General features: G+C 64.1%; 24 protein-coding genes and 3 tRNA genes. 16 read left to right on the top strand and 11 right to left on the bottom strand.

The window, feature by feature from the left end; translation table 11 throughout:
* Positions 1–240: 240 nt before the first annotated feature.
* From ttcA to F2P45_RS32115, 8 genes are all read right to left on the bottom strand, one after another.
* Positions 241–1,143 (bottom strand): tRNA 2-thiocytidine(32) synthetase TtcA, encoded by a 903-nt coding sequence (gene ttcA, locus F2P45_RS32150; RefSeq protein ID WP_166882282.1) that lies wholly within the window; start codon positions 1,141–1,143, stop codon positions 241–243.
* Positions 1,140–1,538: a dihydroneopterin aldolase gene (locus tag F2P45_RS32145; RefSeq protein WP_166882281.1), complete on the bottom strand. Its 399-nt coding sequence runs from the start codon at positions 1,536–1,538 to the stop codon at positions 1,140–1,142. Before F2P45_RS32145 ends, ttcA begins: the two co-directional genes overlap by 4 nt.
* A gap of 20 nt (positions 1,539–1,558) precedes the next feature.
* Positions 1,559–2,338, bottom strand: coding sequence for an SDR family oxidoreductase (locus F2P45_RS32140; RefSeq protein ID WP_166882280.1), 780 nt, complete (start codon positions 2,336–2,338; stop codon positions 1,559–1,561).
* Positions 2,339–2,442: 104 nt separating this feature from the next.
* A complete protein-coding gene (locus tag F2P45_RS32135; protein WP_166882279.1) occupies positions 2,443–3,573 on the bottom strand; it encodes an ABC transporter ATP-binding protein in 1,131 nt (376 codons plus the stop codon).
* A 33-nt stretch (positions 3,574–3,606) separates the two neighbouring features.
* Positions 3,607–4,473, bottom strand: coding sequence for a carbohydrate ABC transporter permease (locus tag F2P45_RS32130; RefSeq protein WP_166882278.1), 867 nt, complete (start codon positions 4,471–4,473; stop codon positions 3,607–3,609).
* Positions 4,463–5,317, bottom strand: a complete 855-nt coding sequence (locus F2P45_RS32125; protein ID WP_229505417.1) for a carbohydrate ABC transporter permease — start codon at positions 5,315–5,317, stop codon at positions 4,463–4,465. Before F2P45_RS32125 ends, F2P45_RS32130 begins: the two co-directional genes overlap by 11 nt.
* Positions 5,318–5,510: 193 nt before the next feature.
* Positions 5,511–6,764, bottom strand: a complete 1,254-nt coding sequence (locus tag F2P45_RS32120; RefSeq protein WP_166882276.1) for an ABC transporter substrate-binding protein — start codon at positions 6,762–6,764, stop codon at positions 5,511–5,513.
* A gap of 101 nt (positions 6,765–6,865) precedes the next feature.
* Entirely contained in the window at positions 6,866–8,152 is a 1,287-nt protein-coding gene (locus F2P45_RS32115) for a maltoporin (RefSeq protein ID WP_166882275.1), read from the bottom strand.
* Positions 8,153–8,611: 459 nt separating this feature from the next.
* Between F2P45_RS32115 and F2P45_RS32110 the strand changes: the two genes are divergently transcribed.
* The 8 genes from F2P45_RS32110 to F2P45_RS32075 all read left to right on the top strand — a co-directional run bounded on the left by F2P45_RS32110 (position 8,612) and on the right by F2P45_RS32075 (position 15,749).
* Complete coding sequence (locus tag F2P45_RS32110; RefSeq protein ID WP_370663342.1) at positions 8,612–9,919, top strand: ABC transporter substrate-binding protein; 1,308 nt, start codon at positions 8,612–8,614, stop codon at positions 9,917–9,919.
* A gap of 12 nt (positions 9,920–9,931) precedes the next feature.
* A complete protein-coding gene (locus F2P45_RS32105; protein WP_166882274.1) occupies positions 9,932–10,642 on the top strand; it encodes a response regulator in 711 nt (236 codons plus the stop codon).
* Positions 10,635–12,107: an ATP-binding protein gene (locus F2P45_RS32100; protein ID WP_166882273.1), complete on the top strand. Its 1,473-nt coding sequence runs from the start codon at positions 10,635–10,637 to the stop codon at positions 12,105–12,107. Before F2P45_RS32105 ends, F2P45_RS32100 begins: the two co-directional genes overlap by 8 nt.
* 40 nt (positions 12,108–12,147) lie before the next feature.
* A complete protein-coding gene (locus F2P45_RS32095; protein WP_166882272.1) occupies positions 12,148–13,299 on the top strand; it encodes a class I SAM-dependent methyltransferase in 1,152 nt (383 codons plus the stop codon).
* A 117-nt stretch (positions 13,300–13,416) separates the two neighbouring features.
* Positions 13,417–14,385, top strand: coding sequence for a J domain-containing protein (locus tag F2P45_RS32090; protein ID WP_166882271.1), 969 nt, complete (start codon positions 13,417–13,419; stop codon positions 14,383–14,385).
* Positions 14,386–14,433: 48 nt separating this feature from the next.
* Positions 14,434–14,829, top strand: a complete 396-nt coding sequence (locus F2P45_RS32085) for a lysozyme inhibitor LprI family protein (protein ID WP_166882270.1) — start codon at positions 14,434–14,436, stop codon at positions 14,827–14,829.
* 73 nt (positions 14,830–14,902) lie between these two features.
* Entirely contained in the window at positions 14,903–15,271 is a 369-nt protein-coding gene (locus F2P45_RS32080) for a hypothetical protein (protein ID WP_223164878.1), read from the top strand.
* Positions 15,261–15,749, top strand: a complete 489-nt coding sequence (locus F2P45_RS32075; protein ID WP_166882269.1) for an HAD family hydrolase — start codon at positions 15,261–15,263, stop codon at positions 15,747–15,749. Before F2P45_RS32080 ends, F2P45_RS32075 begins: the two co-directional genes overlap by 11 nt.
* Positions 15,750–16,034: 285 nt before the next feature.
* On the opposite strand, the gene F2P45_RS32070 is transcribed toward F2P45_RS32075, so the two are convergent.
* Both F2P45_RS32070 and F2P45_RS32065 read right to left on the bottom strand, forming a co-directional pair.
* Positions 16,035–16,418 (bottom strand): lysozyme inhibitor LprI family protein, encoded by a 384-nt coding sequence (locus F2P45_RS32070; protein WP_166882268.1) that lies wholly within the window; start codon positions 16,416–16,418, stop codon positions 16,035–16,037.
* A gap of 141 nt (positions 16,419–16,559) precedes the next feature.
* Positions 16,560–16,925, bottom strand: coding sequence for a hypothetical protein (locus tag F2P45_RS32065; protein ID WP_166882267.1), 366 nt, complete (start codon positions 16,923–16,925; stop codon positions 16,560–16,562).
* Positions 16,926–16,975: 50 nt separating this feature from the next.
* Between F2P45_RS32065 and F2P45_RS32060 the strand changes: the two genes are divergently transcribed.
* Complete coding sequence (locus F2P45_RS32060; RefSeq protein ID WP_223164877.1) at positions 16,976–17,125, top strand: hypothetical protein; 150 nt, start codon at positions 16,976–16,978, stop codon at positions 17,123–17,125.
* A 20-nt stretch (positions 17,126–17,145) separates the two neighbouring features.
* Here the strand turns inward: F2P45_RS32060 and F2P45_RS32055 are convergent, their stop codons facing one another.
* A complete protein-coding gene (locus tag F2P45_RS32055) occupies positions 17,146–17,652 on the bottom strand; it encodes a chemotaxis protein CheW (RefSeq protein WP_166882265.1) in 507 nt (168 codons plus the stop codon).
* 292 nt (positions 17,653–17,944) lie between these two features.
* On the opposite strand from F2P45_RS32055, the gene F2P45_RS32050 reads away from it, so the two are divergent.
* The 7 genes from F2P45_RS32050 to F2P45_RS32020 form a co-directional block, all read left to right on the top strand.
* Complete coding sequence (locus F2P45_RS32050) at positions 17,945–19,555, top strand: DUF3369 domain-containing protein (protein WP_166882264.1); 1,611 nt, start codon at positions 17,945–17,947, stop codon at positions 19,553–19,555.
* A gap of 322 nt (positions 19,556–19,877) precedes the next feature.
* On the top strand, positions 19,878–21,518 hold the full coding sequence (locus F2P45_RS32045) for a response regulator (protein WP_166882263.1): 1,641 nt from the start codon (positions 19,878–19,880) through the stop codon (positions 21,516–21,518).
* 22 nt (positions 21,519–21,540) lie between these two features.
* A complete protein-coding gene (locus tag F2P45_RS32040) occupies positions 21,541–23,097 on the top strand; it encodes an HDOD domain-containing protein (RefSeq protein WP_166882262.1) in 1,557 nt (518 codons plus the stop codon).
* A 317-nt stretch (positions 23,098–23,414) separates the two neighbouring features.
* A tRNA-Tyr gene (locus F2P45_RS32035) sits at positions 23,415–23,499 on the top strand.
* Between the two features lie 41 nt (positions 23,500–23,540).
* Positions 23,541–23,614 (top strand) — tRNA-Gly (locus tag F2P45_RS32030).
* A 59-nt stretch (positions 23,615–23,673) separates the two neighbouring features.
* Positions 23,674–23,748, top strand: a tRNA-Thr gene (locus F2P45_RS32025).
* Positions 23,749–23,843: 95 nt separating this feature from the next.
* A partial coding sequence (locus tag F2P45_RS32020) for a GTP-binding protein (protein WP_229505339.1) occupies positions 23,844–24,126 on the top strand: 283 nt, incomplete at its 3' end.

Raw genomic sequence — 24,126 nt, 5'->3', positions numbered from 1 at the left:
GCAGGCGCGCCGGCCAGAGTTCGTGCTTCGTTGGCTCTTGCATGTTCGTGACTCCTGAGTTGATGGAGTACCGATTCTGGATGCCGAAAATTAGCAATGGAAGGTGGGGTAAATAGACCGCTTACTCAATATGTTCATTTTTAGCCATCTCACCGGTGCTCAGTGAATAGATCATACCCTCGACAAGCGCCGACGTAAAAAAGCCCGCATCAGCGGGCTTTTCGGCGGAAACCGCGAGCCTTACATCGGCTGCAGCGGAATCGTCCCCATTACCGGGGTCGAACAGGGTTCCTCGTCAAACGCGATATCGCCCAGCGGGCTGGCCACGCCATCGGCCTTGATGTCCTTGAACCCGAACAAATCCTGGTCCATCAGGTGCGAGGGCACGACCGTGGACAGCGACGAGAAAATGCTCTCGACCCGGCCCGGGTATTTTTTCTCCCATTCGCGCATCAGGTTCTTGATCTGCTTGCGCTGCAAATTCTCCTGCGAGCCGCACAGGTCGCACGGGATGATCGGGAACTGCTTGACCTCGGCGTAGCGCTCCGAATCGGCTTCCTTCACGTACGCCATCGGGCGGATCACCATGTGCTTGCCGTCGTCGGACACCAGCTTGGCCGGCATGCCCTTGAGCTTCCCGCCGAAGAACATATTCAGGAAGAAGGTCTCGAGGATGTCGTCGCGGTGGTGGCCCAGCGCGATCTTGTTGCACCCGAGTTCATCGGCCACCCGGTACAAGATCCCGCGCCGCAGCCGCGAGCACAGCGAGCAGGTGGTCTTCCCTTCGGGGATCAGGCGCTTGACGATGCTGTAGGTGTCCTGGTTCTCGATGTGGAAGGGCACGCCCAGCTTGGTCAGATAGGCCGGCAGGATATCGGCCGGGAAGTTCGGCTGCTTCTGGTCCAGGTTGACGGCGATGATCTCGAAGTGGATCGGCGCGCGTTCGCGCAGGGTCAGCAAAATATCCAGCAGCGCGTAGCTGTCCTTGCCGCCCGACAGGCACACCATCACCTTGTCGCCGTCTTCGATCATATTGAAGTCGCCGATGGCCTGGCCGACCAGGCGGCACAGGCGCTTGTGCAGCTTGTGGTTTTCGTGGGCGACCTTGTCGTCGCTGCGCTCGATCACGTCCGCTTCGCTCATGCTGCTTCCTTGATCTGGAATACTTCCACGCCGACGCCTTCGCAGTCCGGATACACATCCGGCTTCATGGTCGACACGCACACCGCGTGCACGTTCGGGTGCGCCAGCATGGCGCGCACCACGTCGTCGCACAGGGTCTCTTGCAGATGCACGTGGCCCTGCGCCATGCGGCGCGCGATGGTCTCGCGCATGAAGTCGTAGTCGACCACTTCGCCCAGTTGGTCATCCTTGGGCGTGGACAGCGCCAGTGGAATGTACAAATCGACGTTGATCAGGACGCGCTGCTCGCCCTTCTTCTCGAAGTCGTGCACGCCGATGTTGATCATCACTTCGTAATTGCGCAGGAACAGGCGGCGGCAGGCGCTCAGCTTGGGGTGGGACAGGGCGGACAGCATAGGGAGTCTTTCAGGTTGTTTTATTTGGTAAGGAACATCACGTCGCGCGCCAGCGGCACCAGGTGCTGGCCGCCGTCGACCACCAGCGTGGTGCCGGTAATCGCGCGCGCGCCGGCCAGGTAGCACACCGCGGCCACAATGTCGTCCGGCGTGCTCGATTGCCCGAGCGGCGTCGCCTGGTGCGCTTGTTCGAAGCCGGCCTCGGTCTGGTCGCCCGAGAGCATGGTGATCCCGGGTGCCACGCCGACCACGCGCACCGTGGGCGCGAGCGCTTGCGCGAGCATGCTGGTGGCGGTGTGCAGGGCGGCCTTGGACAGGGTGTACGACAAAAAGTCGGGATTGAGGTTGTACAGCTTCTGGTCGAGCAGATTGATCACCACCGCCTGTTCACCGCTTGGCGTGGCCGCGTGCAGGGCCTGGGCCAGCAGGATCGGCGCGGCCACGTTGGCCTGCATGTGCTGGGCCAGCAGCGCCGGCGAAAAGTCGGCCGCGCTGTCGAAGTCGAACTGGGAAGCGTTGTTGACCACGCAGCCGACCGCGCCCAGCTCCTGCGCCGCGCGGCCCACCAGAGCGCGCACGCCGGCTTCGTCGGCCAGGTCGCATTGCAGCAGGGCGGCGCGGCGGCCGAGCGCTTGAATCGCCTCGGCCACCTCGCGCGCGTCGGCTTCGGACGAACGGTAGTGCAGCGCCACGTCCCAGCCGGCGCGCGCCAGGCCGAGCGCGATGGCGCGGCCGATGCGGCGTCCGGCGCCGGTCACGAGGGCGACCGGGGGACGTTCAGTGGGGACGGCTTGTTGCATAAATGAGCAGAAAAATAGGCAGAAATACAGGCGGATCGGGCGCCGTGCCGGCGCGAGTCGCTATTATCGCCTAAAGTTCGCTCAAGCCTCCTAAAAGGAAGCCTTTATGCACCCATCCGTTGTTCCGTCACCGGATCGAACAGGATCGCCTTCGACAGGTCGAAGGCCAGGTTGATGCGCTCACCCGGCATGGCGTGCGCGCGCGGGTGCGTGCGGCAGGTGGCGCGCACGCCGCCGACCCAGGTAAATACCAGGGTATCGGGGCCGGTCGGCTCGGTCATCTCGACCAGGCAGGTCACTTCGGTCGGCTCGTAGCCGTCGTGGGCGCCCGACTGGCGCGCGCTCAGGGCGTCGGTGACGTGCTCCGGACGAATGCCGAGGATGACTTCGCGCCCGTGCAGGGCGCCGTATTCCTTGCCGCCGGCCGGCAGCGGCAGCAGGGCGATGTCGCCGTCCACGTCGAGCGTAAACGCGGTGCCGCCGCCGTGCTGCACCAGTTTGCCCTTCAAGAAGTTCATCGACGGCGAGCCGATGAAGCCGGCCACGTACAGGTTGTCGGGGCGGTCGTAGATTTCTTGCGGGGTGCCGTACTGCTGCACCACGCCGTCGCGCATGACGGCGATCTTGTCGCCCAGGGTCATCGCTTCGATCTGGTCGTGGGTCACGTAGACGATGGTCGTGCCGAGGCGCTGGTGCATCAGTTTGATCTCGGCGCGCATTTCCACGCGCAGCTTGGCGTCCAGGTTCGAGAGCGGTTCGTCGAACAGGAACAGCGACGGGTCGCGCGCAATGGCGCGGCCCATGGCCACGCGCTGACGCTGACCGCCCGACAGCAGGGCGGGTTTGCGGTCGAGCAGGTGGGTCATCTGCAAGGTCTCGGCCACCCGCGCCACGATCTTTTCCTGTTCCGCCTTGGGCACCTTGCGGATGCCCAGGCCGAACGAGATGTTCTCGCGCACCGTCATGGTCGGGTACAGCGCGTACGACTGGAACACCATGGCGATGTCGCGCGATTTGGGCGGCACGTCGTTGACCACGCGGTCGCCGATCAGGATTTCGCCTTCCGAAACCGTCTCCAGGCCGGCGATCATGTTGAGCAAGGTCGACTTGCCGCAGCCGGAGCCGCCGACCAGGATCAGGAACTGGCCATCCTCGATTTCGAGGTTGATGCCTTTTAAAATTTCAGCGCCGTTCGGGTACACCTTGCGCACATTGCGGATCGATAAACTGGCCATCGTTGTGTTTCTCCTGCCTTGAATGAGTTGAAATCAGCCCTTGACCGCGCCGGCGGTCAGCCCGCGCACGAAGTATTTACCGGCCACCAGGTACAGCCCCAGGGTCGGCAAAGCGGCGATGATGGCCGCGGCCATGTTGACGTTGTATTCGGTCACCCCGGTCGAGGTGTTGACCAGGTTATTCAGCGCCACCGTGACCGGCTGCGCATCGGCGCCGCCGAACACCACGCCGAACAGGAAGTCGTTCCAGATCTGGGTGAACTGCCAGATGAAGCAAACCATGAAGATCGGCAGCGAGAGCGGGAAGATCACGCGGCGGTAGATGGTAAAGAAGCCGGCGCCGTCGATGCGCGCCGCGTTCACCAGTTCTTCCGGCACGGTGACGTAGTAGTTACGGAAGAACAGCGTGGTAAACGCCACCCCGTAGATGATGTGCACGATGATCAGGCCGGTGGTGGTATTGGCTAGCCCGAACATGCCGAGCAGGCGCGCCATCGGCAAAATCACCACCTGGAACGGGATGAAGCAGCCGACCATGAGGGCGGTGAACACCACGTTCGAACCGCGGAAGCGCCAGTGCGCCAGCACGTAGCCGTTGATCGATCCAATCAGGCTCGAAATGAGCACTGCCGGAATGGTCATGCTGACCGAGTTCCAGAAGTAGGGCGCCAGGCCTTCGCAGCGCACGCCGGTGCAGGCGCCGCTCCAGGCGCGGCCCCAGGCTTCGGTGGTCGGGGCCATCGGCAAGTCGAGGATGGTGCCGGTGCGGATCTGTTCGAGCGACTTGAAGGACGTGGTCAGCATCACGTACAGGGGCGCCAGGTAGTACAGCGCCACCAGCGTGAGCAGCGCGTAGATGAAAATGCGCCCGGGGGTGAGGCGGCTTTGTTCAGCGACCATGGCGGGCTCCTTTGGTTTCGAGGTACATGAGCGGCACCAGTACCGCCAGCACGGTGGCCAGCATCATCATGGCCGACGCCGCGCCCAGGCCCAGCTGGCCGCGCGTGAACGAGAACTGGTACATGAAAATGGCCGGCACGTCGGACGAGGTGCCCGGTCCGCCCGCGGTCAGCGCCATGACCAGGTCAAAACTCTTGATGGCGATGTGCGAGAGCACCAGCAGCACGCTGAAGAACACCGGGCGCAGCGCCGGAATGACGATGCGCAGGTAGATCGTCGGCAGGCTGGCGCCATCGACCATGGCGGCCTTGATGATGGCGTCGTCGACGCCGCGCAGGCCGGCCAGGAACAGCGCCATGACAAAACCCGACGACTGCCACACCCCGGCGATGACCACCGTGTAGATCGACATTTCGGAGTCGACCAGCCAGTCCAGGCGGGCGTTGACGAAACCCCAGTCGTGCAGCATTTTTTCCAGCCCGAGGCCGGGATTGAGAATCCATTTCCAGGCCGCGCCGGTGACGATGAACGAGAGCGCCATCGGATACAGGTAGATGGCGCGCAGGGCGCCTTCGGCGCGGATGCGCTGGTCGAGCAAGATGGCGATGGTCAGGCCGATCGCCAGGCATAACAGGATGAACAGGCCGCCGAAGATGCCCAGGTTGGCCGCCGCCGTCCACCAGCGGTCCAGCCCGAACAGGGCGGTGTACTGGCCGAAGCCGGCGTACTCGAAGCGCGGCATCATGCGCGATTCGGTCAGCGACAGGAAGGCGGTGAGCACGATGAAGCCGTACACGAATACCAGCGACATCAGGATGGTGGGCGCGAGCATCAGGCGCGCCATCCAGGCGTCGATGCGGGCGGCCCAGCGCGAGGGAACCGCGGGGGCGCGCGTGCGCGCCTGCGGCCCCGGACTGGAAGTCAGGGAGGAAGCGGACATGAATAGATCTCCAAAAGGCGGATGCAGGCCGGCGCCATCGAGTGCCAGCCTGGCAGGAGCGCGCGGCCGTGAGCCGCGCGCGGGTACGACGAAAGGCTTATTGGGTCTTTGCTGCTTTGGCCAGTGCCTGCACCGCTGCCTGCGGGGTCATGGCCGAGTTCATGAACTTGGCGACCACGTCCTGGATCGCGCCGGCCTTGGCCGAGTCGAGCGCCATGCCGTGGGCCAGGCTTGGCAGCAGGGCGTTGCCCTTGTTGCTGGTGGCCATGTCATCCATCGACTTGGTGGCGCAGCTGTCGAACTTGGTGCGGGCAATGTTGGCGCGCGCCGGGATCGAACCCTTGTTCAGGTTGAACACTTCCTGGAATTCCGGGCTCATCACGGCCGACGCCAGGGTCAGCTGGGCTTTCTGCTCTTCCGGATTCTTGACCGTGAACATGGCCAGCGAATCGATGTTGAAGGTGAACGATTTCTCGGTGCCCGGTGCGGCCACGCACAGGAAGTCCTTGCCCGCTACCTTGCCGGCGGCGGTGAATTCGCCTTTGGCCCAGTCGCCCATGAACTGCATGCCGGCCTTGCCGTTGATGACCATGGCGGTGGCCAGGTTCCAGTCGCGGCCGGCCGCATCCTTGTCGATGTAGGTCTTGATCCTGGCCAGGGTTTCGAAGGACTTGATCATGGTCGGGCCGGTCAGGCTGGCCTGGTCGAGCTTGACCAGCGACTTGTTGTAGAAGTCGGCGCCGCCGACGCCCAGCACCACCGTTTCAAAGATGGTCGTGTCCTGCCATGGCTGGCCGCCGTGGGCGATCGCCACCAGGCCGGCTTTCTTGATCTTGTCGGCCGCGGCGAAGAATTCGTCGAAGTTGGTCGGGGTCTTGGCGCCGGCCTTGGCCAGTACCGCCGGGTTGATCCACAGCCAGTTGACGCGGTGCACGTTGACCGGCGCGGCGACGTAGTGGCCTTTGTATTTCATCACGTTGGAGATGACCGGTGGCAGCAGGCTGTCCCATTTGCCGGCGCTGGCGGCGCTGTCGATATTGGCCAGCACGCCTTCATTGCCCCATTCCTGGATCGCCGGGCCCTTGATCTGGGCGGCGGTCGGCGGGCTGTTGGCGATGACGCGCGCTTTCAGTGCGGTGGTGGCGTTTTCGCCAGCGCCGCCAGCGACAGCGAAGTCTTTCCAGACGACGCCCTTGGCTTCCATCATTTTCTTCAGTTCGGCGATCGATTTGGCTTCGCCACCGGAGGTCCAGTAGTGCAGCACTTCGACTTGCGGTGCCGCTTGCGCGACGCCAGCGAGGGTGACCAGGCCGGCCGCGGCCAGGAAGAATTTGATTTGCTTGATTTTCATCTGGTTCGTCTCCAACGATTTTTTGGTTTGACTGCGAGTGTGACTGTAACGATAGCGGTGCGCGGCGTCAGCCGCGCACGGTGACTACATGATTGCTGGTGTTACCACCAGGCTTCCAGGTGGATGCCGTACGAGGTGCCGCTGGTCCTGTCGCCATACACCGGGCCGCCATTGTTAAAGGCGTTCACGGCGCCGGTGGCGGCGTCGTTCCATTTGCCATAGCTGACAAAGGCGCGCAGCTCGGGACGCGCGTAGTAATCGCGGCCCAGGGTGATGGTCGGGGCGATGGTCAGCTTGGTCAGGCGCTGGGCCGACGGGTTCATATCGCTTTTCAGGCGCGTCACGCCCAGCTCGGCTTGCATCTTGAAGTTTTCGGCCAGGGCGTACACAGGGCGCGCACCGACGGTGGTCCAGGTGTTGCTACCGGTCAGGGGCGATTTGTCGCGCTGGTACAGGGCCACGAATTCCATGCTGAAATCGCGGGTCGGCTGCACCACGATATCGTTGAACACGCGCACGCGCGTCACGTCCGAGTCGAGCAGGGTGCTGCCGGAAGGACCCATACGGGCGCAGCAAGGGCCGCCGATGCCGGTGCCCGGGCCGACGCCGTACTGCACGCCGAAGGTGTTGCCGCCGCCAAAGAGCTTGGCCTGGCGGTGGAACAGCGACACCTGGTAGCCGTTATGGGTCTTCTGGGCGATGTTGTCGTCGCCCTGGGCGTGGATCAGGCTGACCGCGATGTCGAGGGTGCCGTCCTGGTTGACCGGCAAACCTTCGTAGACGATGTTCTGGCGCAGCGCCGAACTGGTGCTGCGCAGGGTGCGCACGCCGGTCAGCGGATCGGTGGCGTAGACGTTGTCGTCGTTGTCCTTGAACACGGCGTAGCTGATCTTGCCCGGGCCCATAGGGTAGCCGTCGACGCCGCCGCCGGTGCCGTTCATGTTGATGTACTGCATATCGAGCATGTGGATATCCGGACGGTAGTAGTGACGCTTACCGGCCCAGATAATGCCGCCGTTCATGAACGGCAGGTTTTTCGCTTCCACGTAGGCTTTCGAGACGGCCAGTTTGGCGTCGCCGAAGTCCGAGCTGTTCTTGTAAGCGTCGACCCAGAAGGTGCCGACGAAGGTAGCGCCGTTGCTGGCCTTGGCCAGCGCGTGGGTGTAGCCGAATTCGGTGAAGCTGTCGCATTCGTTGCCGAGGCGATAAGACATGCTGATGCCGCCCAGGCCGTAGCAGCTTTGCGAGCCGCCGTTGGTGGCCGAGCCGACGCCTGCGCGCAGGTAACCATGGAATCCCTCGGTCTCATGGTCGCCCGCAATGGCACCGCTGCTGGCGAAGGCGAGCAGCAATGCGCTGGCTAATGTACTTTTGGTAATACGTTTCATTTAGTCTCCTTATTAGTATGTAAAGTAGCGTGGCGAGGTGGCGCTACTTTGGTCAGCACGCTTGTGGCACTGTTATGTCGCGATCATTGCCACTTTCAGCGTGTTCCATCGACAACGTTGGCGACAGTAGCATCGTGTCCTCCGCTTAGGCCACTTGTCGCATATGGATATGAGTAATATTACAAGTCACTGATTTATATGATAAAACTTTATTTTTGCCGGCTGAGCTTGCAACATAACTTTACAATCGCCGGCAGCCGCGCAGCGCGTGTTTTCACTGTGCGGATCAGTGCGATCGCGGGATCGAAGCGGGCGACCCGCCCTGCAACAAAACGAAACAAATCGCAAAGTAACTTTGCATAGTGCTGTAGTGAAATTACATTTTACGTGTGGAATTTTCGTTATACACTGTCCCGCAAACAGGAGAGCGTGATAGAGGCGCAAGCGACAACGGACAACGTGCCCCAGCAGACCAGCGCCCGCAAGGACGGACGCCGCAAGCGCCTGATGGCGCTGTTCGCGCTGGCCGTGCCCTTGCTGGCGGCGGCCGCGCCCAAAACCGCTCCCACGGCCGCCACGCCAGCTGATTCGCTGCAAGTGCTGCACTGGTGGCAGTCCGCCAGCGAGCGGCGCGCGGTCGACCTGCTGGCCGAGCGCCTCGGTCAGCAGCACGTGCAGTGGCGCGACACGATGGTGCCGGGCGGCTCGGGCATCGGCGCCGGGATCGTCTTGCGCAGCCGGGTGCTGGCCAAGGATGCGCCCGAAGTGGCCCAGCTCAACGGGATCGTGATCCGCGACTGGGCCCGTCTCGGTTTGCTGGCCGACCTGGACCAGGTGGCCGCGCGCGGCGACTGGGACCGCCAATTGTTGCCCGGTGTTGCGGCCCTGATCCGGCCGGGCCAGCATGTGGTGGCGGCCCCGCTCGGCATCCACCGTATCAATATCCTGTTCCACAACCGCGCCCTGTTCGCCCGCCACGGCCTGGCCGCACCCGTCACCTGGCCCGAGTTCGAACGGGCCGCCGAGGTGTTGCAGCGCGCCGGCGTGACGCCGCTGGCGCAAAGCAGCGAACCGTGGCAGGTCGCCACCCTGTTCGAAACGCTGGTGCTGGCCGAGGGCGGAGCGGTGTATTTCCGCCAGTTGTTCCAGCAGCGCGAGCCGGCCGCGTTCACCGATCCGCGCCTGGGCCGGGCGCTGGCCCGCCTGCGCGCCCTTAAAAGATGGATGGGTTCGCCCGTGCGCGAGTTGACCTGGGCTGAAGAAGCGCGCAAGCTCGCTGACGGCAGCGCCGCCATGCTGGTCATGGGCGACTGGGCCAAGGGCGAACTGAACGCGCTGGGCTTGAACAGCGAGCGCGATTTCGGCTGCGGCGCCGTGCCGGGCACCGCCGCCTTTCACCTGTACACCGTCGACACGCTGAGCATGCTGGCCGCGCACCCGGCCCGGCGTGGCGCCCAGGAAACCCTGGCGGCGATGGTCATGCAACCGGCTGTGCAGCGCGATTACAGCCGTGTCAAGGGCTCGGTGCCGGTGCTGCGCGCTCCCGACCTGGGCGCCATGGATGGCTGCGCTCGCGCATCATGGACCCTGTTCGCCAGCTCGGCGGCGGTCCACGCGCCGAGCATGGCGCACCGCATGGCCACCGACGAAACCGCACGCGACGCCATGGTGGCCGAGCTGCACCGCTTTTTTCTTAACGAAAGGGTCGCCGTTGCCGACACCCAGCGCCGTTTAGGCGTGATCGGCCGCCGCCCGCAAGACAGGTAACCGACTTACACCATGCGAAACATCCTTATCGTGGACGATGACCAGAAGATCAGGACGCTGCTCAAAACCTACCTGGAAAAGAACCAGTATTCGGTCACCCTGGCCCACAACGGCGCGTCCTTCTTCACCGAATTCAACCGCAGCGTGGACACCCTGTCGCTGGTGATTCTCGACGTCATGCTGCCCGACACCGACGGCTTCGCCCTGTGCCAGGCGGTACGGCGCCGCTCGAACGTGCCGATCATCATGCTCACCGCCAGTTCCGACGAAGCCGACCGCGTGGTCGGCCTGGAACTCGGGGCCGACGACTATATTTCCAAGCCGCACAGCCCGCGCGAATTGCTGGCGCGCATCAAGGCGATCCACCGCCGCACCGGCATGGAAGCGGCGGCGCCGCCGCGCTATCACCGTTTCGGCGGCTTTACCATCGACGTCGTCGAGCGCAGCGCGGTCGACCACAACGGCACCCTGGTGCCGCTGTCGGGGCTCGATTTTCAGTTGCTCAAGTATTTCATCGACCACGCCGGCGAAATCCTTGACCGCAGCGTGCTGTGCGAAGCCACGCGCGGGCGCGATGCCGGGCCGTTCGACCGCTTCCTGGATGTCCAGATCAGCCGCCTGCGCCTGCGCTTCAACGATTGCGGCAAGCAACCCTGGCTGATCAAGACCGTGCGCGGGGCCGGCTACGTGTTCGCCGCCAGCGTCTCGAGCAGCCATGAATAAGCGCCCCAGCGGCTGGGCGCGCTGCCTGCCGCAATCCTTGCTCGGACGGCTGACTCTGCTGATGGTGGCCGGCGTCATGCTGACCCAGCTGGCCGGCAACTACATCTGGGCCAGCCAGCGCCGCGCCGAGTCGCAGGTCGAAGTGGCCAACGCCGCCCAGCAGCTCGGCCACAGCGCCGCCAGCGCGGTGCGCTTTTTCGTCAGCCTGCCGCCGAACTACCGGCCATTGATCATCCAGCAGTTCGGCGAAATGGGCGGCACCCGTTTTTTTGTGAACCTGAACCGCAAGCCGGTGGCGGCCGAAAGCATCGGACCGCAGCCGCTGGCCGACATCGCCATCGCCAACGTGCAATCGACCCTGCACGCCGACCTGCCCAATCACGCCAATGTGCGCGTGGCGTTTGTCTGGCCCGAACAGCTGGTGGTGGGCGACGACGGCACGCGCCTGTCGGCCCTGCCCGAAAACCGGGTGCGCCAGATCATGCTGGCCAAGCCGGCCCCGGTGCTGCTGATGCAGGTCGAAATGGAACCGGGCCACTGGCTGTACCTGGCCACGCTGATGCCAAGTCCGTATTTTCTCGACAGCGGCAAGCTGTTTACACGCGACCATTTGCTGCTGCATGCGCTCTCGCTGCTGGCGGTGGTGATGCTGTCGATTCCCGTGGTGCGCTGGACCACGCGCCCGCTCGCGGCCTTGTCGGAGGCGGCGACTGCGTTTGGCAACGGCGAGCGCATGCCGGCCCTGCCGGAAACCGGCAGCCGCGAATTCGTCAACACCGCGCGCGCCTTCGGGGCCATGCGCGAGCGCATCGGGCGCTATATCGACGACCGCGAGCGCCTGTTCGTGTCCATCTCGCATGACCTGCGCACGCCCATCATGCGCCTGAAACTGCGCGCCGAACTGCTCGACGACGACACCCTGCGCGCCGAGTTCCACGAAGATATCGACGAACTCGAAATGATGGTCAAGGGCGCGCTGCAGTGCGTGAAAGACAGCGACATCCACGAAACCCCGACCGAAATCCGGCTCGACAGCTTTTTGGCGCGCATGGTGCGCGGCGCCCAGCTGGCCGGGCACGAAGTCTCGTTCGACCCGGTCGGGCTGTCGGTGACGGCCAAGCCGCTCGCGCTCAAGCGCGCCATCGGCAACCTGCTCGAAAACGCGCTGCACTACGGCGAACGGGCCCAGATCGCGGTGCGCGCGGTCGGTTCGAGCATCCGCATCGCGGTGCGCGACCATGGCCCGGGCGTGCCGGAAGACGCGCTGGCCCAGTTGTTCGAACCGTACGTGCGGCTCGAACACGGGCGCAAGCAGAACAGCAGCGGCATGGGGCTGGGCCTGGGCATCGCGCGCGGCATCGCCCAGGCCCATGGCGGCCAGCTGCTGCTGCAGAACGCCGAGGGCGGCGGCTTTTGCGCCACGCTGGTGCTGCCCAACGGCTCGACCTCGGTGGACGCCGACTGACATAATTGTTCATCGCGACCGTTGTCGCTACAATGCCCGCATGACCTTACCTGTCCCCGATAGCGACGCGCTGGCCGCGTCCCACGCCCTGCAAAACCTGATCGCCGCCGAGATCGCGCAGCACGACGGTGCGATTTCCTTCACCCGCTTCATGGAGATGGCCCTGTACGCGCCTGGCCTGGGCTACTACACGGGCGGTGCGTCCAAGCTCGGTGCGGCCGGCGATTTTGTCACCGCGCCCGAAATCAGTCCGCTGTTCGGGGCCGCGCTGGCGCGGGTGGTCGCGCCTCTCATGGCGCAGAGCGCGCCGGCGATCCTGGAATTCGGCGCCGGCACCGGCAAGCTGGCGCACGACGTGCTCACCGCGCTGGCGGCCGACGGCGTGCAGGTGGACAGCTACGCGATCATGGAACTGTCGGGCGAACTGCGCGCGCGCCAGCAGGAAGCGCTCAAGGACTTCCCGCAGGTGCGCTGGCTCGATGATTTCCCAGGCAGGTTCGACGGCGTGGTGCTGGCCAACGAGGTGCTCGACGCCATGCCGGTGGCGCTGGTGCGCAAGGATGCCGGCGGCTGGCGCGAGATGATGGTGACGGTGGAAAACGGCGAGTTCGCCTGGCTGGCGCACGTACCCGATGCCGGGCTGGCGGCCCACATCGCGCGCCAGATTCCGGACGCCGGCCAGCTGCCGGATGGCTACCTGACCGAAGTGCATCCGATCGCCTGCGGCTTCATGGGCTCGCTGGCGCGCATGTTCGGCGGCGGCAAGGGCGCCGCCATCCTGCTCGACTACGGGTTTCCGGCGCACGAATACTATCTGGACCAGCGCATGGGCGGCACCCTGATGTGCCACTACCGCCACCATGCCCATCCGGAGCCGTTCTACCTGCCCGGTTTGCAGGACATCACCGCCCACGTCGACTTTACCGCCATGGCGCTGGCCGCCCAGGATGCCGGGCTCGATGTGCTGGCCTACATGAACCAGGCTTCCTTTTTGCTCGGCGCCGGCATCGGCGAGCTGCTGCTGGAGCGGCACGACCCGTCCGACCTGCTGCGCTACCTGCCGCAGTCCGGCGCGCTGCAAAAGCTGGTGTCGCCGTCCGAAATGGGCGAATTGTTCAAGGTGCTGGTGGTCGGCGGCGGCGTGGCCCTGCCGGACGGGCTGGCGCGGGCCGACCGCAGCCATCGACTGTAGAATATCTGGCAACTTGCGGTGCGGCTACAATACGCACTTCCTGTTACGCCGGCGGGCTTGCCGGCGTGACGACATCGGCTATCATGGACGACCGCGCGCTTCCCCTACCTGACGACAATGGCCAAGATCCACACACATTATGACAACCTGAAGGTCGCGCGCCTGGCGCCGCAGGAAGTCATTCGTGCCGCCTACAAGGCCTTGAGCCAGAAGTACCATCCCGACAAGAATCCCGGCGACGACAAGGCCGCGCGCATCATGGCGATCCTCAACAGCGCCTACGGCACCTTGTCGGACCCGGTGCGGCGCAAGGAACACGACGAGTGGATCGCGGCCGAGGAATGGGAAATCGAATGGCTCGAAAGCACCCGCGAGGACGGGCGCGACAAGTCGCGTGGCGAGCCGGTGGCCGGGTGGGATGGGGCGCCGGTCGAGGTCCTCAAGCCGTACCGGGCCGTGCGCGACCCGCGCTGGTGGTTCGGGCTGATGCTGTGTTTCGGGCTCGGTTGCGCGGCCGGCGCGTTTTTCCTGAGCCAGGACCGGGTGGTGCCGGTGGCGCTGGCGTCGGCCCTGAGCACCCAGCGCAGCGCCTCGGCCCCGGCGCGCGTCGAAGCGCCGCCCGACGCGCGCGCCGACAGCTGGGCCGTGGCCAAGCCGCACGTGGCCGACGCCGGCGCCCGTCCGCCCGATGTGCGCGCGCTCGGCGTGACCGAACTGGTGGTGCCGGCGCGGGTGGCCGACTGCGAGACCGAACTGCATTCGCTGATCGCGCCCAACGGCGAGCCGTGGCCGGTGCAGTCGGGCTATGTGGATGGTTTTCCGATTGGCAACCAGGGGCCGGAAACCCAGATCAGCATCGACAACACGCGCAATGGCTCGCCGGTGCTGGTCAAGATTTTCGACCTGGACCGGCGTTCGAACGTGCGCCATGTGTACGTGCTCGCGCGCGACACCTTCCTGGTCGACCGCCTGGCGGCGGGCAAGTACGAGGTGCGCTACCAGAATGTGGACGTGGGCGGCAGCCAGGCCGAATGCGTGGGGCGCAGCAAGCAGGCGGCGGCGCCGCGTGCTCTGGAGCCGGGTTAAGCCGGATTTTTTCATCCCGGGCGCGCCCGGACTAGCCTGGATGTTCCCATGAAGGTAGTACGAACGATTGTTTTGCTGGCGCTGGCCGCCGGCGCCATGCCCGCAGCCGCCGCACAGGATGGCACGCGCAGCAAGCCGTACCAGCGCTGTCTCGCCAAGGCGCTCAGCAACCCCGCTATCATGGAATGCATCGCTGTGGAATACGACATACAGGACAAGCGCCTCAATGTCGCGTATCGGGCGCTGATGGCGCGCCTGCAGGGAGAGCGCAAGAAGCAGCTTCAGGAAGCCCAGCGGCTGTGGCTGAAATACTCCGAGACGAACTGCCTGTTTTATCACGATCCCGACGGCGGCACGGCGGCGGTCCTGTTGGCCGAGGAGTGTGCGATGAGCGCGCGCGCGGCACGCGCGGCCGAGCTGGAGAACCTGGCGCGGGTGCTCTGACGCGCCACTCCATGACAGTGCAGCCAGGTTCTCGTTCCACGCAAAACAAGCCTCACCCTCACAGCGCATGGCCATGAAACAGATCACCGAAGCGCGCCATCTGGTCGACCAGGCCTGGCAGCGCCTGGCGCATTGGGACCGCAACATGGACGCCGCCCAGGCGTTGCTGGAGCGCGCGCGTGCCAGCCATCCGCACGATCCGCAGGTGCTGACCTGCCTCGGCGCCTTGCTGTGCGACCGCGCCCTGTATCAACAGGCCGAAGCGGTGCTGCGCGAAGCGCTGGCGCAGGGCTCGCTGGACCGCCACACCACCTTCAACCTCGCCGTGGCGGTATTCCATACCGGCACCCGCAGGCAGACGCTGGCGCTGTTCGGCGCTGCCGCGAAGATGCAGCCGTCCGCCATCACCTGGGCGGCCTATTTCGATCCGCATGCAAGCTGAACCGCGCCGCCTGCTGATATTCGACCTCGACGAAACGCTGGTGCACGCCAGCGAGTTTGCGCTTGCCCATCCCTGCGACTTCGACGTGGCGCCGTATCTGGTCTACCAGCGCCCGTTCGCACGCGAGCTGATCGCATTGGCCGCTACGCGCTTCGACCTGGCGGTGTGGTCGTCGTCGAGCGCGGCCTATGTGGCGGCGGTGGTCGAACGCTTGTTCGCCGGCGTGCCGCTCCGCTTCGCCTGGTCGGTGGAACGCTGCGTGCAGCGAGTCGATGCGCGCAGCAACAGCTATGTGTACATCAAGGATTTGCGCAAGGCGCGGAAGTTCGGCTACACGCTTGAGCGCATGACCATCATCGATGACAGTCCGGAGAAGATTTGCAGGCAGCCGCGTTGCCACCTGCCTGTGGCGCCGTTTATCGGCGCCCCTGACGACGTCGCGCTGCTGGCGTTGCGCCAAGTCCTGCGGCTTGGTTGATTGCCAAGAATTGGGCATAGCCGGCTTGCGCTGGCGACCATTTAACGATCCCGGCAACCGGAATGATGGATGTCCGAGGGCGCGGCTCGGGAGAAAATCCTGAAGAATCAGTTGGTGACGAGAGTTTTTGCAGATGAGCGAAAGGCGAATTCACGATAATCTGCGTTACTGGTCAAATCCGCGATGTGGCTGGCATGCAGGCTCGGAGTTCTGCCACGCCTGCCTTCCGTCATCAAGACCTCCCAAGCGCCACAACACAGCGCGCCAGGCAGTGCCGCGCCGCCGTTAGTGTGATACTTCCTTGATCATTTCGACCAGGTCTTTATTGCGCTGCTTGGTCAGAGCGTACACACACGATGAGTGAACCAGCGGCTGCATGCTGCCGCCTTCATATCTGTCCGCCTCGTAATTGCATTGCAGATCGCGAAATTTGATCCAGGCCAGTTGCACAGTTTTGATCCGGGCTTTTTCCTTCGCGTCCACCTTACCCGTCAGCTCCTTGTAGTTCTTGTTCAGGAGAGCATCTTCGCGTCCGGCATCTTTGGCGGAACACCTGTTCATGTCGTACTGCGTCATCGGGTCCTTGCAGTCATCTGCCGCCGTTGCCGGATTGATCGTGGCGATGGCGCTGAGGAGGCCCACGCAAAGGGCGCGCACTGGAAATTTCATGGTGTCTTTTGAAAAAATGGCTGAAAAGAAATCGTATCACGTTCGCCATCGCAGCCGCCGCCGGGCAGGCAGGGTAGGATGTGCGGCTTGTGTCCAGCCGCGACACTTAGATGGGACATGTACATGGAACTCGATACCGCATTAAAAAACTTTGCCAGCGCCTTCGCAGCGGGCGCGGAAAATGATGGAACTGTTCAGCATCGACCGCCCCAGCCGTTTGCCGAACCGATTCCGCTCGGCCCGATCCTGAAGGATTACTACGCCCGGATGCTGCTGAGCGACGACCCGATTGTAGGAGGGGCGCTTCTCTTGCAGCTGGGGATGCTCGATGAGCTTGAAACCATCCAGCACGGATGGCGCTGGATCCGCGACAAAGGTGGCCCGCTGACTGAAAGCCCGCACTGGAACAAGCATTGGGTCGTGATCGCCAACCGCCATGGCGATGCGCTCGCGGTCGACCAGAGTACCGCCGGCGGCGCGGTGTATGGCGCCATCGGTTCGTACCACTGCAAAATCGCCGGCGACCTGGCCGCCTTTTCCAGGCCATGGCCGAGGCGATGCTGGTTGAAGCCGACACGTATGACTATGAGGTGTACGACGACGATGACAACCCGCTGCCCGGTTTTCTCGACGAGATGCGCGCCATCGCCCGCCGCGTGCTCGGTCCCGATGCCGAAGCGGGCTTCATGGAATTCTTTTTCGGCTGAGCGTGCCCGGGACTGCGCGCTCAGGTCGCCAGCGACTCGATCAGCCCCATGTCCGCCGAGGACATCAGCTTGTCGATATCGACCAGAATCAGCATGCGCTGGTCGATGGTCCCCAGTCCGATCAAATAGTCCGACCCGAACGCGGTGCCCATTTCCGGCGCCGGCTTGACTTGCTCGGGGGTGAGGGTGGTCACGTCGCTGACGCTGTCGACCACCATGCCCATCACGCGCCCGGCGATATTGAGGATGATGACCACGGTGAACTGGTCGTACACCGGCGTGCCCAAGTTAAACTTGATGCGCATGTCGACCACGGGAATGATGATCCCGCGCAGGTTGATCACGCCCTTGATGAATTCCGGCGCGTTGGCGATCCGCGTCACCGCCTCATAGCCACGGATTTCCTGTACCTTGAGGATATCGATCCCGTATTCTTCCGAGCCCAGCGTGAACGCCAGGAACTCGTGGCCCGCGATGTCCTTGCCGGATGGCCCGCCACCGGCTACAGTCGAAGAAGGAACTTGCATAAGTTGTCCTTGTCAAAGCGGCGCCACGGCGGACGCCTGTGCTTTCCAAGAGTAGCAGATGCGGCGCCAAATGACGAGCGGTGCTGTTGCCAGCTCGCAAAATATGAGTGCTGTCGTGCTCGACTTGGACAAAACATTGTTTATAATTTGATTGGTAAAAAACCGATAGTGCAGATGTCACAGTCGCACTGTTTACTGATAGTTAAGGTCGGGCAAAAACTAGCTGTGTTGTTTCGCATCGCGCACGACGCCCCGCGCACGGGGCCCCTTAGGAAGCTTGTCTGGAGCCTGTATGACCGACCCCTCAGATGCATCGGACGTCTCGGACGCCTCGGACGATAACTGGCTGCTCGACGAGGACGACGAGTCCGGCGGCGCCGCCGGCACCGCCCCGATCGACCAGCGCCTGTGGCGCGTGCTGATCGTCGACGATGATGTCGATGTGCACGCGGTCACCCGGCTGGCGCTGCGCAATGTGGCGTTCAAGGGGCGCGAGCTCGAACTGTTTTCCGCCTACAGCGGGGCCGAGGGCTTCCGCATCCTGCGCGACACGCCCGACATCGCCCTGGTGCTGCTCGACGTGGTCATGGAAACCGATGACGCCGGCCTGATCCTGGCGCGCCGCATCCGCGAAGAATTGAACAACCAGATCGTGCGCGTGGTCCTGCGCACCGGCCAGCCGGGGCAGGCGCCCGAGCAGCGCGTGATCATCGAATACGATATCAACGACTACAAGGCCAAGACCGAGCTGACCACGCAGAAGCTGTTTACCACCGTCATTTCGGCCCTGCGCGCCTACGAGAGCCTGATGATGCTCGAACGCAGCCGCATCGGCCTGGGCAAGATCCTGGCCGGCGCCACCAATCTGTACCAGATCCATTCCCTGCGCGAATTCGCCTCGGGCGTGCTGAACCAGGTCAGCGCGATCCTCGACGTCGGTGCCGACGGCGTGCTGTGCGTGATGTCGGCCGTTACCGGCGGGCCGACCGTGGTGGCCGCCACCGGCCACTACACGGCGCTGGCCGACAGCGAGGCGCTGCCGCCCGACCATCCTCTCATGCCGGCCATCGCCAAGGCCTTCCGCGAAAAGCAGAGCCAGTTCGAGCACCCAGTCAACGTGCTCTACATCCACACCCAGGAAGAGCGCCAGCTGTGCATTTCGGTCACGCCGCCGTGGCCGCTGGCGCCGATCCAGCGCGATTTGCTGGAAGTGTTTTGCGAGCGCATCGCGGCCGCCTTCGACAACCTGTACATGTTCGGCCAATTGCGCCGCGCCCAGGAAGCGACCGTGGTGGCCCTGGCCGACCTGGCCGAGTTCCGCGACCACGGCACCGGCGGCCACGTGCGGCGGGTGCAGGACTTGTCGTCGCGCATCGCGCAGCGCATGAAGCAGCGCGCCGTGGACGATCCGGGCCTGACCCCGCAATTGCTGGAAATGATCGGCCTGGCCAGCATCCTGCATGACGTGGGCAAGGTGTCCACGCCCGACCAGGTGCTGCTCAAACCGGCCGCGCACACGCCCGAGGAACGGCGCGTGATGCAGACCCATGCCCAGATCGGCCGTGCGATCCTGGAGCGCGCCGCCAGCATGGTCGATGGCGTGAGCTACCTGACCTACGGCGCCCAGATCGCCGGCGCCCACCACGAGCATTTCGACGGCGGCGGCTATCCCGAGGGCCTGGCCGGGCGCGCCATCCCGCTGGCCGCGCGCATCGTGGCCGTGGTCGACGTGTTCGACGCGCTGCTGCACCGGCGCCCGTACAAGGAGCCGTGGCCGTATCCGGACGTGGTCAGCTACATCGCCGAGCGCAGCGGGACCCAGTTCGATCCCGAGGTGGTGGCCGCGCTGCTCGAGATCATCGAGAGCAGCCCGCCGATGCTGGTCGACGCCGAGGACGATTGATCCGACCGCGCAGCGGGGCCGGTGTGGCATTCCTGCATCGGCTTCGTCGTTCCGCACGGGGGAATTCAACTATTTCGTTCCCCTGCCGTAATATACTCAAACCAGCGTGCCGACTCAGAGCCTATCTCAATAGATCGGGGGAAGCTGATGGCGCTGCTTGGCGAGCGAGGGCAAGGCGCGAGGAGGCCGCATGGCTAGCCATGCAACGACGAGTAACGCGGCACTCGCTTGCCAGGCGCGCCAGCAGCGACTCCGATCTACTGAGATAGGCTCTTACTTAGCGGACCCATGGGCCGCCACAAGCTGATCGGAAAAACAAGAGATGAACGAACTCGAGGGACTGACCGCGTTGATTGTCGAGCCGCATGCGGGGATGCGCGCCAGCATCCACAACATGCTGACCCTGTGCGGCCTGACCAAGATCGACCATGCCGCCAGTTCCAACGCCGCCATCAAGCACCTGGGCCTGAAATCGTTCGACGTGGTGCTCTGCGAATACGACCTGGACGGCGGCCAGGATGGCCAGCAATTGCTGGAAGACTTGCGCCACCATAAGCTGATGACCATGACGACCATGTTCATCATGGTCACCGCCGAAGGCAATTACAGCAAGGTGGTCAGCGCGGCCGAACTGGCGCCCACCGACTACATCCTGAAACCGTTCACGGCCGACCTGTTGTTGGAGCGCATCGGGCGCGCGCTCGACAAGCGCAATGTGTTCATGCCGGTATATCAACTCATGGATTCGGGCAACCAGCGCGACGCCATCGACGCCTGCATCGACGGCATGCGGCTGCATCCGCGCTACGCGGTCGATTTCCTGCGCCTGCGCGCCGAGCTGCACATGTTCCTGGGCGAGCCGGAGCTGGCCGAGCCGATCTATCAGCAACTGTTCGACGCCAAGGCGATCGCCTGGGCCCGGCTGGGCCTGGCCAGGACCCTGTTCCTGCGCGAGCGCTTCGACGAGGCCAGGGAGATCCTCACTTCCCTGGTCGAGAGCAACAAGAAATTCGTCGACGCCTACGACTGGCTGGCGCGCACCCACGCGGCCATCGGCGAGCTGGACAAGTCGCAGGCGGTCCTCTCCGACGCGGTGGCGGTGTCGCCGCATGCGGTGCGCCGTCTGCGCAAGCTGGGCGAGGTGGCGCTGGAAACGGGCGACACCGAGACCGCCGAGAAAGTGCTCAAGCAAGTGGTGAGCAAGGCCAAGTATTCGACCTTCCGCGATCCGGAAGACCACGTCAAGCTGGTGCAGACCCTGGTGAAGAAGGGCGACCCGGTGCAGGCGGCGGCCGTGATCCGCGATCTCGACAAGTCGATGGGCGGGCAAAAGAACACGGCCGTATGCAGCGCCATTTCCTCGGCCATGGTGCATGAGTACACCGGCAACGATGTGCGGCTGGAAGAGTCGCTCAGCGCCGCGCTGACGGCCTGCCGCCTGACCAGCGGGCTCTCGCCCGAGGTCAAGATGGAGCTGGCGCGCAACTGTTTGCAAAACAATATGGAAGCGGGCGCGGCCGAGGTCATGAGCGATGTGATGCGCAACGCCGCCAACGGCGCCGTCATGGCCAAGGCGATGGCGGTGTTCGAGCAGGCCGGGCGCACCGACCTGGCCCTGGCGGTGGCGCACGACAGCCGCCAGGCCGTGGTCGACCTGGTGGCGGCCGGCGCGGCCAAGGCCAATGAGGGCGATTACCGCGGCTCGGTCGAGCTCATGCTGGAGGCCGTGGGCAAGCTGCCGGACAACCCGCAAGTGGCGTTCAACGCCGCCGTCGCCGTGCTCAAGTGCCTGGAAAACGTCGGCTGGGACGAACTGCTGGCGCAGCAAGCGCTGGCGCTGATCGACAATGTGCGCCGGCTCGATCCGGTCAACCCCAAATTGCCGGCCCTGGCCGGCCTGCATCAGCAGATCCTGACCAAATACGACAAGGGGGCGCGCAAGAAGGCCGGCGCGCCCGCCTGATTGCCACCTCCTTCGATTGCCCATGCCCAGCGTTTCCCCTCCTCCGGTTTTGCCCGCGTACGCCGACGGCGACACGCGCCGCGTACGCGCCTCCCTGATCCACAAGGTCTGTGGCGACGAAGACATGTTCGCGCTGGGCGCCTCGGTGGCGCGCGTGGTCGAGATGGCCTCGTCCGAGGACGAGGGCACGCACGACCTGGCCTATTACGTGCTGTCGGACGTGGCCCTGACCCAGCGCATCCTGCGTCTGTCCAACACGCCGACCTACCGCACCAAATCCGGCACCACCGTCACCACGATCTCGCGCGCCATCTCGCTGCTCGGCTTCGATAATGTGCGCACCACAGCGCTGGCGATGCTGCTGGTGGACGCCCTGTCGAACAGCGCGCACGCCACCAGCGTGCGCATCGAGCTCGAAGCGGCCCTGTGCGCCAGCCTGGTGGGGCGCGAAATGGCGCGCCACAGCTTTTACCAGGGTGCCGAGGAAGCCTCGATCGGGGCCTTGTTCAAGAATCTGGGACCGCTGCTGGTGGCCTCGCACGAGCACGACCGCTATCGCGAGATCAACGCGCTGGTCAAGGGCGGCACCCACAGCGTGGGCCAGGCCTCGCAGATGATCCTGGGATCGAGCTACGACGCGCTGTCGCAGGCGGTGATGGCGGAGTGGAAGATTCCGGACGTCATCGTTCGCTCGCTCAGTCCGCTGCAGGCGGGGGCGCAGAAGGTGGCGGTCAACCGCGGCGAGTGGATGCGCCAGGTGGCGTCGTTCTCGATGGAAGTCTCGCGCCTGCTGGGGCGCTCGGCCAGTCCGGCCGAGAGCAAGGAGTTCCAGGCCTTGCAGCTGCGCTATGGCGTGGCGCTGAACCTGAGCGCCGACCAGATGAAGGAATTGTTCGAGACGGTGCAGAGCGAGATGACGGCGCTGCTGCGCAGCATGAACATGGAGGCCCAGCCGCGCGACGAGGAAACGGCGGACAGCGGCGGCTTGCCGAATGTGCTGCTGCTGGCGACCATGGACGCGGGCGAGAGCGGGGAGGGCAAGGCCCATCCGAGCGGCAAGCCGCACAACGCGCGCGAGTTGCTGCTGGCCGGGGTGCAGGATGTGACGCAACTGCGCGCCGCGGGCGACGCCAAGGTCAACGATGTGATCCTGGCGGTGCTGGAGACCTTGTACAAGAGCATGGGTTTCCGTTTCGCCACGGTGTGCCTGAAAGACGCGCGCAGCGGGCAGTACCGGGCGCGGGTGGCGTTCGGGGAGGATCATGCGCGCTTGCAGGCGGGGTTTGCCTTTCCGATGGGCACGGCGCGCGATTTGTTCCATCTGGCCATGGAAAACGATGCCGACCTGATGATCGCGGACACCGCCAGCCCCAAGATCCGCGATTTGCTGCCGGCCTGGCACCGTACCCTGCTGCCGGACGCCAGGAGCTTCATCGTGCTGCCGCTGGTGGTGAGCAAGGTGCAGGTGGGCCTGTTCTACGCCGACCGCGCGGTGACGGCGCCGGAGGGTGTGCCGCCGGATGAGACGTCGCTGATCAAGGCCCTGAAAGGGCAGGTGCTGCTGGCGCTGGCGCCTTAGTGCCGAAGATGCCATAGCTTCCATAGCTGCGGTCGGCAGGTGTCTCCGGCCGCGAACCGTAAATCCGTCTCCCCCGCCTTCGCCGGGGAAACGGCTATGGCAACGGCCATGGCGACCACCTAAAGGCAAGGGCCGGCCAATGCCCCGACACCCCCTCCAAAAAAGATTTCACCTTTTTTCGCCAAACCCTTGCACATCCCAATATCTTCCCGTTACAATCACGCCCCGAAGCAAGACAGTCAGTGAGACAGCAGAAAGCACCCTGCAAATAACATTGACAGCATGTTGATCTTGCTTCATACTCTGCGGTTCCTCGCGGAGGGGTGGCCGAGTGGTTAAAGGCGACAGACTGTAAATCTGTTCTCTATGAGTACGCTGGTTCGAATCCAGCCCCCTCCACCAAGTTGTTGCAGAAGATGTTGTAGTCGGTGAAGTAGTAACTCGCGGGTGTAGCTCAATGGTAGAGCAGAAGCCTTCCAAGCTTACGACGAGGGTTCGATTCCCTTCACCCGCTCCAGTGCTTCATGCAATGCGCGATCGGTGGCAGCAAGATCGCAAAATCGTAATGCCATAATCGCCCTTTTAGCTCAGTGGTAGAGCACTCCCTTGGTAAGGGAGAGGCCACGTGTTCAATCCACGTAAAGGGCACCAGAATTCAGTGCTTCACGGCATTCGCAACATTCGCAGTATTCAATAGTTAGTCAGGCGCGTGCCTGGTCACACTCAAAAATCGTTAGGAGTCTAAAATGGCAAAAGGTAAATTCGAACGGACCAAGCCGCACGTCAACGTCGGTACCATCGGACACGTTGATCACGGCAAGACCACCCTGACGGCAGCGATCGCAACCGTTCTGTCGAAGAAATTCGGCGGCGAAGCAAAAGCATACGACCAGATCGATGCAGCACCGGAAGAAAAAGCACGCGGCATCACCATCAACACCGCGCACGTCGAGTACGAAACGGCTAACCGCCACTACGCTCACGTTGACTGCCCAGGCCACGCCGATTACATCAAGAACATGATCACCG

This window comes from Massilia mucilaginosa (genome assembly GCF_011682145.1).
In the GTDB taxonomy this organism is placed as follows: domain Bacteria; phylum Pseudomonadota; class Gammaproteobacteria; order Burkholderiales; family Burkholderiaceae_D; genus Telluria_A; species Telluria_A mucilaginosa.
Note: the sequence above shows the minus strand (reverse complement) of the source record. Positions and strands in the feature narration are given on the sequence as shown.

What these genes read in the sequence shown, in the direction of transcription:
- ttcA (WP_166882282.1), bottom strand. Translation starts at nt 1,143, where the DNA reads ATGAGCGAAGCGGACGTGATCGAGCGCAGCGACGACAAGGTCGCCCAC.
- F2P45_RS32145 (WP_166882281.1), bottom strand. Translation starts at nt 1,538, where the DNA reads ATGCTGTCCGCCCTGTCCCACCCCAAGCTGAGCGCCTGCCGCCGCCTG.
- F2P45_RS32140 (WP_166882280.1), bottom strand. Translation starts at nt 2,338, where the DNA reads ATGCAACAAGCCGTCCCCACTGAACGTCCCCCGGTCGCCCTCGTGACC.
- F2P45_RS32135 (WP_166882279.1), bottom strand. Translation starts at nt 3,573, where the DNA reads ATGGCCAGTTTATCGATCCGCAATGTGCGCAAGGTGTACCCGAACGGC.
- F2P45_RS32130 (WP_166882278.1), bottom strand. Translation starts at nt 4,473, where the DNA reads ATGGTCGCTGAACAAAGCCGCCTCACCCCCGGGCGCATTTTCATCTAC.
- F2P45_RS32125 (WP_229505417.1), bottom strand. Translation starts at nt 5,317, where the DNA reads ATGGCGCGCCTGATGCTCGCGCCCACCATCCTGATGTCGCTGGTATTC.
- F2P45_RS32120 (WP_166882276.1), bottom strand. Translation starts at nt 6,764, where the DNA reads ATGAAAATCAAGCAAATCAAATTCTTCCTGGCCGCGGCCGGCCTGGTC.
- F2P45_RS32115 (WP_166882275.1), bottom strand. Translation starts at nt 8,152, where the DNA reads ATGAAACGTATTACCAAAAGTACATTAGCCAGCGCATTGCTGCTCGCC.
- F2P45_RS32105 (WP_166882274.1), top strand. Translation starts at nt 9,932, where the DNA reads ATGCGAAACATCCTTATCGTGGACGATGACCAGAAGATCAGGACGCTG.
- F2P45_RS32100 (WP_166882273.1), top strand. Translation starts at nt 10,635, where the DNA reads ATGAATAAGCGCCCCAGCGGCTGGGCGCGCTGCCTGCCGCAATCCTTG.
- F2P45_RS32095 (WP_166882272.1), top strand. Translation starts at nt 12,148, where the DNA reads ATGACCTTACCTGTCCCCGATAGCGACGCGCTGGCCGCGTCCCACGCC.
- F2P45_RS32090 (WP_166882271.1), top strand. Translation starts at nt 13,417, where the DNA reads ATGGCCAAGATCCACACACATTATGACAACCTGAAGGTCGCGCGCCTG.
- F2P45_RS32085 (WP_166882270.1), top strand. Translation starts at nt 14,434, where the DNA reads ATGAAGGTAGTACGAACGATTGTTTTGCTGGCGCTGGCCGCCGGCGCC.
- F2P45_RS32080 (WP_223164878.1), top strand. Translation starts at nt 14,903, where the DNA reads ATGAAACAGATCACCGAAGCGCGCCATCTGGTCGACCAGGCCTGGCAG.
- F2P45_RS32075 (WP_166882269.1), top strand. Translation starts at nt 15,261, where the DNA reads ATGCAAGCTGAACCGCGCCGCCTGCTGATATTCGACCTCGACGAAACG.
- F2P45_RS32070 (WP_166882268.1), bottom strand. Translation starts at nt 16,418, where the DNA reads ATGAAATTTCCAGTGCGCGCCCTTTGCGTGGGCCTCCTCAGCGCCATC.
- F2P45_RS32060 (WP_223164877.1), top strand. Translation starts at nt 16,976, where the DNA reads ATGCTGGTTGAAGCCGACACGTATGACTATGAGGTGTACGACGACGAT.
- F2P45_RS32055 (WP_166882265.1), bottom strand. Translation starts at nt 17,652, where the DNA reads ATGCAAGTTCCTTCTTCGACTGTAGCCGGTGGCGGGCCATCCGGCAAG.
- F2P45_RS32050 (WP_166882264.1), top strand. Translation starts at nt 17,945, where the DNA reads ATGACCGACCCCTCAGATGCATCGGACGTCTCGGACGCCTCGGACGAT.
- F2P45_RS32045 (WP_166882263.1), top strand. Translation starts at nt 19,878, where the DNA reads ATGAACGAACTCGAGGGACTGACCGCGTTGATTGTCGAGCCGCATGCG.
- F2P45_RS32040 (WP_166882262.1), top strand. Translation starts at nt 21,541, where the DNA reads ATGCCCAGCGTTTCCCCTCCTCCGGTTTTGCCCGCGTACGCCGACGGC.